This window comes from Xenorhabdus doucetiae, from assembly GCF_000968195.1.
In the GTDB taxonomy this organism is placed as follows: domain Bacteria; phylum Pseudomonadota; class Gammaproteobacteria; order Enterobacterales; family Enterobacteriaceae; genus Xenorhabdus; species Xenorhabdus doucetiae.
This window is the reverse complement of the sequence record NZ_FO704550.1, coordinates 1277092-1289590: the sequence shown is the minus strand read 5'-3', so window position 1 is coordinate 1289590 and position 12499 is coordinate 1277092. Positions and strand designations below refer to the sequence as shown.

10 protein-coding genes and 5 tRNA genes are annotated in these 12499 nt (G+C 45.5%); 13 read left to right on the top strand and 2 right to left on the bottom strand.

Annotation, left to right across the window (positions count from 1 at the left end; translation table 11 throughout):
* Positions 1–313: 313 nt before the first annotated feature.
* The 8 genes from nagB to XDD1_RS06015 all read left to right on the top strand — a co-directional run bounded on the left by nagB (position 314) and on the right by XDD1_RS06015 (position 4210).
* Positions 314–1120, top strand: a complete 807-nt coding sequence (nagB, locus tag XDD1_RS06050) for a glucosamine-6-phosphate deaminase (RefSeq protein ID WP_045969571.1) — start codon at positions 314–316, stop codon at positions 1118–1120.
* A 24-nt stretch (positions 1121–1144) separates the two neighbouring features.
* Positions 1145–2302 carry an N-acetylglucosamine-6-phosphate deacetylase gene (nagA, locus tag XDD1_RS06045; RefSeq protein ID WP_045969570.1) on the top strand — a complete coding sequence of 386 codons (1158 nt, stop codon included), beginning with the start codon at positions 1145–1147 and terminating at the stop codon, positions 2300–2302.
* 12 nt (positions 2303–2314) lie between these two features.
* Positions 2315–3538 (top strand): DNA-binding transcriptional regulator NagC, encoded by a 1224-nt coding sequence (nagC, locus tag XDD1_RS06040; protein WP_045969568.1) that lies wholly within the window; start codon positions 2315–2317, stop codon positions 3536–3538.
* A gap of 153 nt (positions 3539–3691) precedes the next feature.
* Positions 3692–3768 (top strand) — tRNA-Met (locus XDD1_RS06035).
* Between the two features lie 5 nt (positions 3769–3773).
* A tRNA-Leu gene (locus XDD1_RS06030) sits at positions 3774–3858 on the top strand.
* Between the two features lie 69 nt (positions 3859–3927).
* Positions 3928–4003: transfer RNA gene (locus XDD1_RS06025), tRNA-Gln, on the top strand.
* 41 nt (positions 4004–4044) lie between these two features.
* Positions 4045–4121, top strand: a tRNA-Met gene (locus XDD1_RS06020).
* A 14-nt stretch (positions 4122–4135) separates the two neighbouring features.
* Positions 4136–4210: transfer RNA gene (locus XDD1_RS06015), tRNA-Gln, on the top strand.
* A gap of 170 nt (positions 4211–4380) precedes the next feature.
* Here XDD1_RS06015 and XDD1_RS06010 read toward each other — a convergent pair.
* Entirely contained in the window at positions 4381–4749 is a 369-nt protein-coding gene (locus XDD1_RS06010) for a hypothetical protein (protein WP_045973360.1), read from the bottom strand.
* Positions 4750–5327: 578 nt separating this feature from the next.
* Positions 5328–6515, bottom strand: coding sequence for a 3-demethoxyubiquinol 3-hydroxylase (gene ubiF / locus XDD1_RS06000; protein ID WP_045969565.1), 1188 nt, complete (start codon positions 6513–6515; stop codon positions 5328–5330).
* A gap of 227 nt (positions 6516–6742) precedes the next feature.
* Between ubiF and miaB the strand changes: the two genes are divergently transcribed.
* From miaB to lnt, 5 genes are all read left to right on the top strand, one after another.
* Positions 6743–8173, top strand: a complete 1431-nt coding sequence (miaB, locus tag XDD1_RS05995; protein WP_045969563.1) for a tRNA (N6-isopentenyl adenosine(37)-C2)-methylthiotransferase MiaB — start codon at positions 6743–6745, stop codon at positions 8171–8173.
* A 93-nt stretch (positions 8174–8266) separates the two neighbouring features.
* Entirely contained in the window at positions 8267–9244 is a 978-nt protein-coding gene (locus XDD1_RS05990) for a PhoH family protein (RefSeq protein WP_408068289.1), read from the top strand.
* Positions 9241–9708 carry an rRNA maturation RNase YbeY gene (ybeY, locus tag XDD1_RS05985; protein ID WP_045969558.1) on the top strand — a complete coding sequence of 156 codons (468 nt, stop codon included), beginning with the start codon at positions 9241–9243 and terminating at the stop codon, positions 9706–9708. The genes XDD1_RS05990 and ybeY overlap by 4 nt, the downstream gene beginning before the upstream one ends.
* Positions 9709–9780: 72 nt before the next feature.
* Entirely contained in the window at positions 9781–10659 is an 879-nt protein-coding gene (gene corC, locus XDD1_RS05980) for a CNNM family magnesium/cobalt transport protein CorC (protein WP_045969556.1), read from the top strand.
* A gap of 10 nt (positions 10660–10669) precedes the next feature.
* Positions 10670–12199 carry an apolipoprotein N-acyltransferase gene (gene lnt / locus XDD1_RS05975; protein WP_045969554.1) on the top strand — a complete coding sequence of 510 codons (1530 nt, stop codon included), beginning with the start codon at positions 10670–10672 and terminating at the stop codon, positions 12197–12199.
* Positions 12200–12499 lie beyond the last annotated feature (300 nt).

Sequence of the window (12499 nt, the reverse complement as noted above, 5' to 3'; positions counted from 1 at the left end):
GGTTTTTTGTTAAAACGTTTTCAGTCTAAAAAGATTATTTTGTATCGCAAATTAAATCCTTCTGATATGTGATTAAAATCACCAGAACAGATAATTTTTTAATCAAAATCCGGCTGGAACACAAAACTTATTTTGTGATATAAAATATCAATATCACATTGAATGGGATAAGACTCTGTTCAAAAAAGATATTATGCGCGCTTTTGTTCTACAGTTATCACGCACTACACTGGTAACATTGAGAACTCTGATATCACATGTGCTGTGTATAACTCCCATAACTAAATTATTGCATCATTTTTAAGAGGTAATCATGAGGCTGATCCCCCTAACGACGGCAAGTGACGTTGGCCGATGGTCTGCTCACTATATTGTGAGTAAGATTAATGAGTTCAAGCCAACGACTGAACGTCCTTTCCTGCTTGGGCTTCCTACCGGCAGCACACCACTGACAACCTATAAGGAACTGATTTCCCTCTATCAAGCGGGAAAAGTGAGCTTCAAGCATGTTGTGACATTTAATATGGATGAATACGTGGGTTTGCCGGAAGATCATCCTCAAAGCTACCACTCATTTATGTACCAAAATTTCTTTAATCATATTGATATCCCAAAAGAAAATATCAATTTGTTAAACGGCAATGCGGAAGATATTGAGGTTGAATGCCAACGTTACGAAAATAAGATCAAATCGTATGGCAAGATACATTTATTTATGGGCGGTGTCGGTAATGATGGACATATTGCCTTTAATGAACCGGCATCGTCTCTTTCTTCACGCACGCGAATCAAGACACTGACCATTGAAACACGGACAGCCAATTCCCGTTTTTTCAACAATGATGTGGAACAGGTTCCCAAATATGCCTTAACCGTGGGTGTGGGCACGTTAATGGATGCCGAAGAAATCATGATCCTGGCAACCGGGATGAATAAGGCGCAAGCCCTGCAAGCGGCGGTCGAAGGGAATATCAACCACATGTGGACAGTCTCCTGTCTCCAGATGCATCCAAAATCACTGATTGTCTGTGATGAACCCGCCACAATGGAACTCAAGGTCAAGACGGTGAAGTATTTCCACCAGTTAGAAGCTGACATCGTTAATGAATTCGCCAGCTAAACTGATTTAGGAGTTAAGATATCCATGTACGCATTAACTAATGGAATTATTTATACCGGATATGACCGGCTTGATAACCATGCAGTCATCATCGCAGAGGGTTTAATTAAGCAAGTCTGTCCGGTAAACGAGTTGCCAGAAGAGATTGAGAAACACGATTTACAGGGCGCAAATCTCGCCCCCGGATTTATTGATCTACAAGTGAATGGTTGTGGTGGTGTCCAGTTTAATGAACGATTGGAAGATCTGTCAGAAGAGACGCTGCATACCATGCAGAAAACTAATCAGCGCTACGGTTGTACCAGTTTCCTGCCCACCCTTATCACCAGCCCCGATGAATTCATGATAAAAGCCATTGAAGTGATGCGCGCCTATCTGAAAAACAATCCCAATCAAGCATTAGGACTGCATTTGGAAGGGCCTTATATCAATCCAATAAAAAAGGGCACTCACAATACTGCTTATATCCGCAAGCCCACGCCTGAAATGGTCAATTACCTGTGCCTGAATGCGGATGTTATCACCAAGATAACCCTCGCGCCTGAAATGGTAGAAGACCAATATATTCAGCAACTGGCCGAAGCGGGCATAACTGTTTCTGCGGGTCATTCCAATGCGACTTATGAAGAAGCGCGTCATGGTTTCCAAAATGGCATTACTTTCTCTACTCATTTATATAATGCCATGCCGCCGATTTCTGGCCGCCAGCCTGGATTGGTCAGTGCCATTTATGATTCCTCAGACGTCTATGCCGGCATTATCTGTGATGGGATGCATGTTTCATGGCCAAATATCCGCAATTCCAAGCGATTAAAAAATGAAAAACTGATCTTGGTCACAGACGCTATTGTTCCTGCCGGGCTTTCCCACGATGCCATGGAACAATTTACCTTTGCTAATAAAACAATATATTATCGAAACGGCTTATGTGTTGATGGAAATGGAACACTGAGCGGCTCATCAATCACCATGATTGATTGTGTCAAAAATAGTGTGGAACATGTTGGTATTGCTTTGGATGAAACGTTGCGCATGGTGACGCTTTACCCGGCTAGAGCAATCGGTGTTGATAAATACCTCGGCACGATTGAACCCGGCAAGGTCGCGAATCTGACCGCATTTACTCACAATTTCAACATCGTCAAGACTATTGTTAACGGAAATGAAATCAAACTACCGTGAGTATAAAAATTGATGAGTAATGAAAACGCGCAGAAGCAAATTGGTAATATTGACCTGGTCAAACAACTCAATAGTGCTGTGGTCTATCGGCTGATTGATCAGCATGGGCCAATATCACGCATCCAGATCGCAGAAGAGAGCCAGCTTGCTCCTGCCAGCGTAACCAAAATTACTCGTCAGTTGTTGGAACGGGGCCTGATAAAAGAGGTCGAACATCAGGCGTCCACTGGTGGAAGGCGCGCCATCTCCATTATTAGCGAAACACGGCATTTCCATACGATTGGCGTCCGGCTTGGGCGCCATGATGCAACTGTGGCGCTGTTCGATATGAGCGGCAAGACGTTGGTGGAAGCTCTCTATCCTGTACGGGAAAACACACAGCAGGAAGTCGAAAAGCGAATTATTCACGCCATTGAAAGTTTCATTGACAAAAACCAGCGCCGTATCCGTGAACTGATTGCCATTTCCGTCATTCTTCCTGGTCTGGTTGACCATGACCACGGTATCATCCGCTATATGCCCCATATTAAGGTCGATAACTGGCCTCTGGTTAAGCACCTCAAAGCGTATTTCAATACCGTCTGCTTTATTGGGCATGATATTCGCAGCCTGGCATTGGCAGAAAGTTATTTCGGGGCAACGCGTGATTGTGAGGATTCCATTCTCGTGCGCATTCATCGTGGTACAGGGGCCGGTGTTATCGTTAGCAACAATATTCTGCTCAACAAACGCGGCAATTTGGGTGAAATCGGCCATATCCAGATCGATCCTTTAGGTGAACGCTGCCATTGCGGTAATTTTGGTTGTCTGGAGACCATCGCTTCCAATTCAGCAATAGAGTCCAAAGTACAACATCAATTACGCCAAGGTTTCCCAAGCCAGCTTGCCTTGAATAATTGTAATATCCATGCAATTTGCCTTGCCGCCAATGCGGGAGATCCTCTGGCAACAGAAGTCATCAGGCAAGTAGGGCACTACCTTGGCAAGGCCATTTCAATAGCGATTAACCTGTTTAATCCTCAAAAGGTAGTGATTGCAGGGGAAATCACTGAAGCAGAGCAGATATTGCTGCCGACGATTAAAAGCAGCATCAATACCCAAGTATTAAAAGCATTCCGCGAAGATCTCTCCGTGGTGGTTTCTGAGCTAAATCACTGTTCAGCGATTGGTGCATTCGCACTCACGAAACGGGCAATGCTGAATGGTGTCCTGTTGCAACATCTTCTTGGAGGATAATTTCAATCGTTTTCGTTGGCTTTGTCGACAAAACGCTTATAAGACAAACAAACAAACGATTTTGTGCATATTTCTTTAAAAAAGCAGTTGACGCATCTGCCTGATATACGCATAATGCGCCCCGCACCGCCGATGAAGGCAAAGCGAAAAGATGGCTACGTAGCTCAGCTGGTTAGAGCACAGCACTCATAATGCTGGGGTCACAGGTTCGATTCCCGTCGTAGCCACCATCTTTGCGGGAGTGGCGAAATTGGTAGACGCACCAGATTTAGGTTCTGGCGCCGCAAGGTGTGCGAGTTCAAGTCTCGCCTCCCGCACCATTTTCTTTATCGGGTTATACTTAGAATATGTCTTAGTAGCGATTTTAAGTTTTAGTGTGTTATTTCAGGTGGGGTATCGCCAAGCGGTAAGGCACCAGGTTTTGATCCTGGCATAGCCCTGGTTCGAATCCAGGTACCCCAGCCATATCACTGAACGTTGTCACAAATCTTACGATTATCGTAAATGGCTACGTAGCTCAGCTGGTTAGAGCACAGCACTCATAATGCTGGGGTCACAGGTTCGATTCCCGTCGTAGCCACCATTTAAAAATCCAGTTGGGGTATCGCCAAGCGGTAAGGCACCGGATTCTGATTCCGGCATTCCCAGGTTCGAATCCTGGTACCCCAGCCAGTATTTTCAATGAGTTACATGATGTGACAAGGCCACCAAAAGGTGGTTTTTTTTGTTTTCCATTTCGTCGTGCTTAGCCTCTTGATTTCCACAAGAACAAAACCACCTAATCAGATTTGTCTCTGTTATCCTGCAACTTGAGATCTATTGGGTATATGCGTTATTTAGGATCAAGCAGCTTGATCTTTTTTCTTGCCTTTCTTCGTCGACTTATTCTTTTCACTTTTGCAGACTACCTTGCTATGAAATTCTTTTAAAATCCGTTTCTTTTCACAGTCAGCAAAACGAGTTAGCACCTGTCGGATGAGTGGCTGATAACCAAGACCGTTTAGCTCCGCAATCAGCTTTAAATCTTCAATTAAAGATTTATTCAGTCTTATCGATATAGGTTGTAACTCGAGTTCTCCATTAATGAGTTTTTCCGTTATATCTTCAGATACTTTGACGTGAGCTTCGCTGCAACCAAGCTCGCGACTATCCCAAGCTTCGTCAGTTGAAGCTATAAGGTCACTTTTTTGCTTATCACTTTGCTTGCTCATTTTTTTAATTCCCATTCATAAACTATATTTATTGTAAATGTGAAGTTCTTCACTATCAGGAACATACGCTGTTCTGATTGCAATACCTTTATCAGGATGAAAAATAAATACTACTTTTAGCGTCATTCCATAATCTGTCTCTGATATGAACCATTTCGTTGGAGGATTAGATCTGTTATCTTCCCTTGTGTCCTCAAGGAATCTCCCAACTCTATTAGAGAAACATTGCAATATATCTTCTTCATTTACCGGCGGTGTCTTGTCCGATAATTTTTGCCTAATCTTAGACGAAATAAGAAGCTTCATGTCCAATAGCAGCCTTCTTTTAGTATGTAAATAGTCAATTAAATTTTGTATATACAAAATATGACTTTACACAGCAGAAAACAATACTAGAACACATAACAATCCTTAGTATAACATCTAGATATACTAAAGAAAGCATACGTAATTCACAATATTTTGTATATACAAACAAATGGATTAAATACAAGAGATGTGTAATATCGGCCATCCTTGGCGCCAGACTGGAACAAACAATAGTCAATTCTTGCTGTTTGATAAGAAGACAATCTCTATCACAACCCCAACGCATATTTCAAAGCAAGATTTTTCATGACGCCGGAACGCTGCGCGGCCATCAATGCCAGATTTCGTACCGTTTTCAATCCCGGTAAATCATGACTGAATGTGGTATGGAAAAAATCCATGCCTGCCTGCATCACCAAATTATCCGGCATCCTGCGGCGTTGATAACGGATCAAAACGGGCAAAGCGTCCCACTCTTCCAATAATTCTTTAGCATTGGTCAGCACCTTGAGTAAAACATCCACATCTCGATAGCCCAAATTCACGCCCTGCCCTGCCAGTGGATTGATGGTATGAGCCGCATCGCCCAACAAAACCAATCCTGCTTGTACGTAATGGCTGGCATGGTGACGGGTCAGTGGAAATGAACCTGCGGCAATCGGGGTGACTTTACCCAAGCGAGTGGGAAATGCCTGAAAAATTTCCCGCTCAAGTTGTGCCATCGTCATCGACTGCAATTGGCGAATACGCGCCGGAGAATCGTACCAAACCAATGAAGCCCATTGATCAAACAATGGCAGAAAAGCCTTGGGGCCAGAAGGGAAAAATTGTTGCCATGTTGTATCTTGTTGAGGCTGGTCAGTCTTGACGGTGATCAGCATACACGACTGCCGATATTGCCACCCTTTACTGCCAATACCGGCCAATTGACGAACTTGAGAACGGGCACCATCGGCACCAATTATCAGCCGGGTATCCATTTCCGTGCCATCCGCCAATGCCACCCGCCAGGTTTTGTTCTCATGCTGGCGCTGCATAGATTTCAGCGCTGCGGGACAAAACAAGGTCAGATTGGGATAACGCTCAAACGCCTGCCACAATGCCAGTTGTAAGATGCGATTTTCAACCATGTGGCCTAACTCTGGCAACCCCAAACTTTCAGCATCGAAAATGACGTTCGAATCATTTTGCTCCCAAGTTTCCAGCTTGCGATAAGGAGCGCTGCGCATTTGCAAGACATTTTCCCATGCGCCCAACTGCTTCAATAAATCCACCGAAGCACAGCTAATTGCAGAGATGCGAACATCGGGTTCACTATCCGCATCGTAAGGCGCGGGGTTGGCGTGCTCCAACAATGCAACACGCCAACCTTCCTGCGCCAATCCCAATGCTGTCGCCGCGCCAATCATACCTGCGCCAACAACCACAATATCGAATTTTTGTTGAGGATTATTCATATTCATCACATCATTAACTTATTGATTAAAATAGTGTACCGGAATTTTCCTTTTCCAGCTGTGAATATCCGCTGTTACAGTCTGGTCACTGGTGTCTCAAATGACTACAATAGCCAACAATATTATGCTAAATACACGACGTGCAATGACGTACAATGCAAGATTGTGCGATATATGCGCTTTTCAGTGTTGAAGCATCATTCCACTGGAAACACCGGATACACAAAATGTCGACGATAAAAAAACTGTATATTAAAACCTGGGGCTGTCAGATGAATGAATATGATTCATCCAAGATGGCCGATTTGCTGGAAACCACGCACGGTTATCAGTTAACCGATATCGCCGAAGAAGCAGATATCTTACTCCTGAATACCTGTTCAATCCGTGAAAAGGCGCAGGAAAAAGTCTTTCACCAACTTGGCCGCTGGAAAGGCCTGAAAGATAAAAACCCTGAAATCATTATTGGCGTGGGTGGCTGTGTTGCTTCTCAGGAAGGCGATTTCATTCGCCAGCGCGCACCCAGCGTCGATATTATTTTTGGGCCGCAAACCCTGCACCGCCTGCCCGAAATGATTAATCACGTAAAAGGCACTCGCAGCCCGGTCGTTGACATCAGTTTCCCTGAAATTGAAAAATTTGACCGCCTGCCGGAACCGCGTGCCGAAGGCCCAAGCGCATTCGTTTCCATCATGGAAGGCTGCAATAAGTACTGTACCTTCTGCGTCGTACCTTACACCCGTGGGGAAGAAGTCAGCCGCCCTTGTGACGATGTGTTATTTGAGATTGCACAACTTGCTGCACAAGGTGTACGTGAAGTTAATCTGCTCGGTCAAAATGTGAATGCCTATCGGGGTGCAACGTTTGATGGCGGGATCTGCTCCTTTGCCGAGTTGTTACGTCTGGTGGCGGCCATTGACGGTATCGACCGGATTCGCTTTACCACCAGCCACCCTATTGAGTTTACTGACGATATTATCGCCGTCTACGAAGATACACCTGAGCTGGTCAGCTACCTGCACCTGCCCGTCCAGAGTGGTTCTGACCGCATACTGACCTTGATGAAACGTGCCCATACTGCGCTGGAATATAAAGGCATCATTCGCCGGCTGCGCAAGGCGCGTCCTGACATCCTGATCAGTTCTGACTTCATCATTGGTTTTCCGGGCGAAACTCAGGATGATTTTGAAAAAACCATGAAACTGATTGCCGATGTTAACTTCGACATGAGTTTTAGCTTCGTCTATTCAGCGCGCCCAGGCACCCCCGCTGCCGATTTGCCCGATGACGTCAGTGAAGAAGAGAAAAAACAGCGTTTATACCTGCTCCAGCAACGCATTAACCAACAAGCCATGAGTTTCAGCCGCGCCATGCTTGGCAGCACGCAACGTATTCTGGTTGAAGGGCCATCACGCAAAAATATCATGGAACTCTCTGGCCGTACCGAAAATAACCGCGTGGTTAACTTTGAGGGAGCGCCTGACATGATCGGCAAATTTGTTGATGTCGAAATTGTTGACGTATACGCCAATTCCCTGCGTGGTAAAGTCATCCGTACTGAAGATGAAATGGATCTACGCATCCATGAGTCACCTGAATCCGTCATTGCTCGTACTCGTAAGGAAGATGAGCTCGGCGTTGGCGTTTATCAGCCTTAACAGGCCCTAACATAGAGATAATCAGTGACACAAATAAACCCACAAGTAGCAACCCAAGAAATCTTTCTGGAACCCGCAGACAACCAACGTCTGATGAGCCTGTGTGGACCCCTTGATGATAATCTGAAACAACTTGAGCATCGTTTGGGCATTGAGATCAACCACCGTGACAACCGTTTCAAACTGTCAGGTCAACCACTGTGTGTGAGTGCGGCAGCAGGAATACTGCGCCACCTCTATGTCGAAACTGCGCCTGTGCGCGGCGTAATACCCGATCTTGAGCCTAAGCAAGTGCATCTCGCCATTGCCGAAAGCCGGGTACTGGAACAAGCCGCAGAAAGCGTTCCTGAATACGGCAAGGCCGTTAATATCAAAACTAAACGGGGTGTGGTAAAGCCCCGTACACCCAATCAGGCGCGATATATTGCCAACATCCTTGATCACGATATCACGTTCGGAGTTGGGCCGGCGGGCACAGGGAAAACTTATCTGGCGGTCGCTGCGGCGGTTGATGCGCTGGAACGTCAGGAAATCCGCCGTATCCTGCTGACCCGCCCGGCGGTTGAAGCCGGCGAAAAACTGGGTTTTCTGCCCGGCGATCTAAGCCAGAAAGTCGACCCTTATCTGCGTCCGCTTTACGATGCCCTGTTTGAGATGATGGGATTTGAAAAAGTTGAGAAGCTGATCGAAAGAAACGTTATTGAAGTCGCTCCACTGGCTTATATGCGTGGACGGACGCTCAATGATGCCTTTATTATTCTCGACGAAAGCCAGAATACCACTATCGAACAGATGAAAATGTTCCTGACCCGCATTGGTTTTAATTCCAAAGCGGTCATTACTGGTGACGTGACCCAGATTGACCTGCCAAGAGGGCAAAAATCAGGCCTGAGTCATGCAATAGAAGTGTTATCTGATGTTGATGAACTGAGTTTTAACTTCTTGCATAGTGAAGACGTTGTTCGCCATCCGGTGGTGGCAAAAGTGGTTATTGCCTATGAAGCATGGGAAGCCGCAGAACAGGAACGCAAAAAAGCGCTTAATGAGAAACGCAGACAGGAAGCACAATGAGTTCAGTGGTACTAGATTTACAAATTGCCTGTGAAAATCCCGCAGGGCTTCCAGAGGAAGCGCTTTTCCAACGCTGGCTGGAGGGGGTTCTGCCACAATTTCAGGCAGAAAGTGAAGTGACCATTCGGGTGGTCGATGAGGCAGAAAGCCACGATTTAAACCTCACTTATCGTGGGAAAGATAAACCAACCAATGTGCTATCCTTCCCCTTTGAAGTGCCACCTGAAATTGAATTACCCTTACTCGGTGATTTAATTATCTGTCGTCAAGTTGTTGAAAAAGAGGCAGAAGAGCAACAAAAAACCGTCGAGGAACACTGGGCACATATGGTGGTTCACGGCAGTCTTCATCTGCTGGGATATGATCATATCGAAGACGATGAAGCGGAAGAAATGGAATCTTTAGAAACAGAGATTCTTGAAAAAATGGGTTATCCTGATCCCTATCTGGTGGAAAAAGAATAACCCTTGCCAATATTTTTATGTTAAACATACTAGTCTACGATTTTATTAATGGGGAATTTTCATTAAAACGCCATGAGCGACGACCATCCTTCAAGTAACGATAGCCCTGGCCCTAAGAAAGGCTTCTTTGCGCTGCTTAATCAGCTTTTTCACGGTGAACCAAAAAACCGTGATGATTTGGTTGAACTGATCCGTGATTCTGAGCAGAACGACCTTATCGATCCTGATACCCGAGAGATGCTCGAAGGTGTGATGGATATTGCTGATCAACGCGTGCGTGACATTATGATCCCACGCTCACAGATCGTTACCTTAAAACGCAACCAATCTCTGGACGAATGTCTGGATGTTATTATTGACTCGGCCCACTCACGCTTTCCGGTGATCAGCGAAGACAAAGATCACATCGAAGGCATATTAATGGCGAAAGATCTGCTACCCTTCATGCGTACCAATGCAGAGCCTTTCAGCATTGATAAAGTCCTTCGTCAGGCTGTTGTCGTGCCGGAAAGTAAACGTGTTGACCGTCTGCTGAAAGAATTCCGTTCCCAACGCTACCATATGGCGATTGTGATCGATGAATTTGGCGGTGTTTCAGGGCTGGTCACCATTGAGGATATTCTTGAACTGATTGTGGGTGAAATAGAGGACGAATACGATGATGACGAAGATAACGATATTCGTGCTTTAAGCCGCCACTCCTATTCAGTGCGGGCATTGACTCAAATTGAGGATTTCAATGACATTTTTGGCACCCATTTCAGCGATGAAGAGGTTGATACCATTGGTGGGCTAGTCATGCAGGCATTTGGGCATCTGCCTTCACGTGGGGAATCTATCACGATTGATGGCTATCTTTTCAAAGTGACCATGTCTGATAGTCGTAAGATCATTCAGGTTCATGTAAAAATACCGGATGATGCTGACGTTCCTAGCCTTGACAAACAATAATAGGATCTAGATGAACAAAGCCTCATTAATGAGCTGCCAGCGGTTACGTGCCGTGCTGGCACTTTTCTTCGGAGCCAGTGGAACACTGGCTTTTTCACCTTTTGATTTCTGGCCTGCGGCACTGGTTGCTCTTTTCGGCCTGCAAATCCTTTCTTTGGACAGAACCACCCGCCAAGCCTGCTTTATTGGTTTATGCTGGGGTCTTGGCTTGTTTGGCAGTGGCGCAAACTGGGTTTACGTCAGTATTGCTGACTTTGGTGGCATGCCAACCGCCATCAATATCTTTTTGGTGATCCTGCTGTCTGCCTATCTTGCCCTTTACCCTGCGCTATTTGCCGGCTTATTGAACCGTTTTTTTCCGGCTGCCAATGGCATCAGGCTGGTGATAGCCAGTCCGGCACTGTGGCAATTGACAGAATTCTTGCGTGGCTGGGTATTAACGGGATTTCCGTGGTTACAATTTGGTTATAGCCAGATTGATGGCCCCATGAAAGCCATTGCGCCTATTTTGGGTGTAGAAGGCATTACTTTCTTACTGATGCTAATCAGTGGGCTGCTGGTGCTTGCTGCTACGCAGAAAAAAATTTCGGCGGCTATCTTCGCCATTATTCTGCTGCTGTTACCGTGGCCAATGAGGCACTACCCGTGGTATACCCTGCAACCCGAAAAAGCCACTGAAATTGCTTTGGTGCAAGGTAATATTCCCCAAGCCATAAAATGGGACCCTGCTGTTCTTGGAAAAACGTTGGATATTTATCTGGATAACAGCCGTCCTTTCATTGGTAAAGCGCCAATCATCATCTGGCCGGAATCGGCGATCCCTGATTATGAACATAGCCAAAAAGATTTCCTGACCAAACTGGATAGCGTGCTGAGAGAGCACAATACCAGCCTGATCACCGGCATTGTCGATGCCCGGCCGACATTGGAAGGTTATCAATTCTATAACAGTATTATCGTACTGGGGGATAAGACACCTTACCAATATCCGGCGCCAACCCGTTACGACAAACATCACCTCGTGCCGTTTGGTGAATTTGTGCCTTTAGCATCACTATTGCGCCCACTGGCTCCTTTGTTCAATTTGCCGATGTCTTCTTTTAGCCGGGGTCATTATATCCAACCTCAACTTTCTGTTGCCGGGCACAATATTACTGCGGCTATCTGCTATGAAATTATTTTGGGTGAACAGGTACGCAATAACTTCAAGCCGGATACCGAGTTCCTGCTGACCGTTTCTAATGATGCCTGGTTTGGGCATTCCATTGGCCCGTGGCAACATTTCCAAATGGCCCGGATGCGCTCCCTTGAACTGGGTCGCCCTCTGCTGAGAGGGACAAATAATGGTGTTACCGCAGTCATCAACCCAGATGGTTCGGTTCAAGCGGAATTACCACAATTTACCCGACAGGTATTGGAAGCCAAAGTCACACCCGCGACAGGATTAACCCCCTATTTTCGTTTTGGAAACTGGCCGATATGGGGAGCAAGTGCGCTATTTTTCATCGTTGCTTTGATGAAAAACCGCCGCAAAAATTAATTTCCTATACTCGTCGTACTTCAATATGCATTTATTATCTCCCCGCGCCGCGGGGAGATAATCAGCCGCTTTCATCTTGCGAACTTCACCTTTTGCGAACTTCAACTTGAAGTTTGCAGGGTATATATTTTCTATCGTTATCAATGAAATGTTAACAAGATTCATGATCAACGTCACAATTGAAACATTAATTTAATAAAATAATAATAAATTTATTTGATGCTTGGATTCGCATAGTAAGTGCAATTTCTAAGAAAGGCGGTCAGTTGCTATAGTAGGCATCTTTCTCGCCAAAGGAAA

Excerpts from the sequence above, each read along its gene's own strand:
- nagB (WP_045969571.1), top strand. The coding sequence starts at position 314 with ATGAGGCTGATCCCCCTAACGACGGCAAGTGACGTTGGCCGATGGTCT.
- nagA (WP_045969570.1), top strand. The coding sequence starts at position 1,145 with ATGTACGCATTAACTAATGGAATTATTTATACCGGATATGACCGGCTT.
- nagC (WP_045969568.1), top strand. The coding sequence starts at position 2,315 with ATGAGTAATGAAAACGCGCAGAAGCAAATTGGTAATATTGACCTGGTC.
- XDD1_RS06010 (WP_045973360.1), bottom strand. The coding sequence starts at position 4,749 with ATGAGCAAGCAAAGTGATAAGCAAAAAAGTGACCTTATAGCTTCAACT.
- ubiF (WP_045969565.1), bottom strand. The coding sequence starts at position 6,515 with ATGAATAATCCTCAACAAAAATTCGATATTGTGGTTGTTGGCGCAGGT.
- miaB (WP_045969563.1), top strand. The coding sequence starts at position 6,743 with ATGTCGACGATAAAAAAACTGTATATTAAAACCTGGGGCTGTCAGATG.
- XDD1_RS05990 (WP_408068289.1), top strand. The coding sequence starts at position 8,267 with ATGAGCCTGTGTGGACCCCTTGATGATAATCTGAAACAACTTGAGCAT.
- ybeY (WP_045969558.1), top strand. The coding sequence starts at position 9,241 with ATGAGTTCAGTGGTACTAGATTTACAAATTGCCTGTGAAAATCCCGCA.
- corC (WP_045969556.1), top strand. The coding sequence starts at position 9,781 with ATGAGCGACGACCATCCTTCAAGTAACGATAGCCCTGGCCCTAAGAAA.
- lnt (WP_045969554.1), top strand. The coding sequence starts at position 10,670 with ATGAACAAAGCCTCATTAATGAGCTGCCAGCGGTTACGTGCCGTGCTG.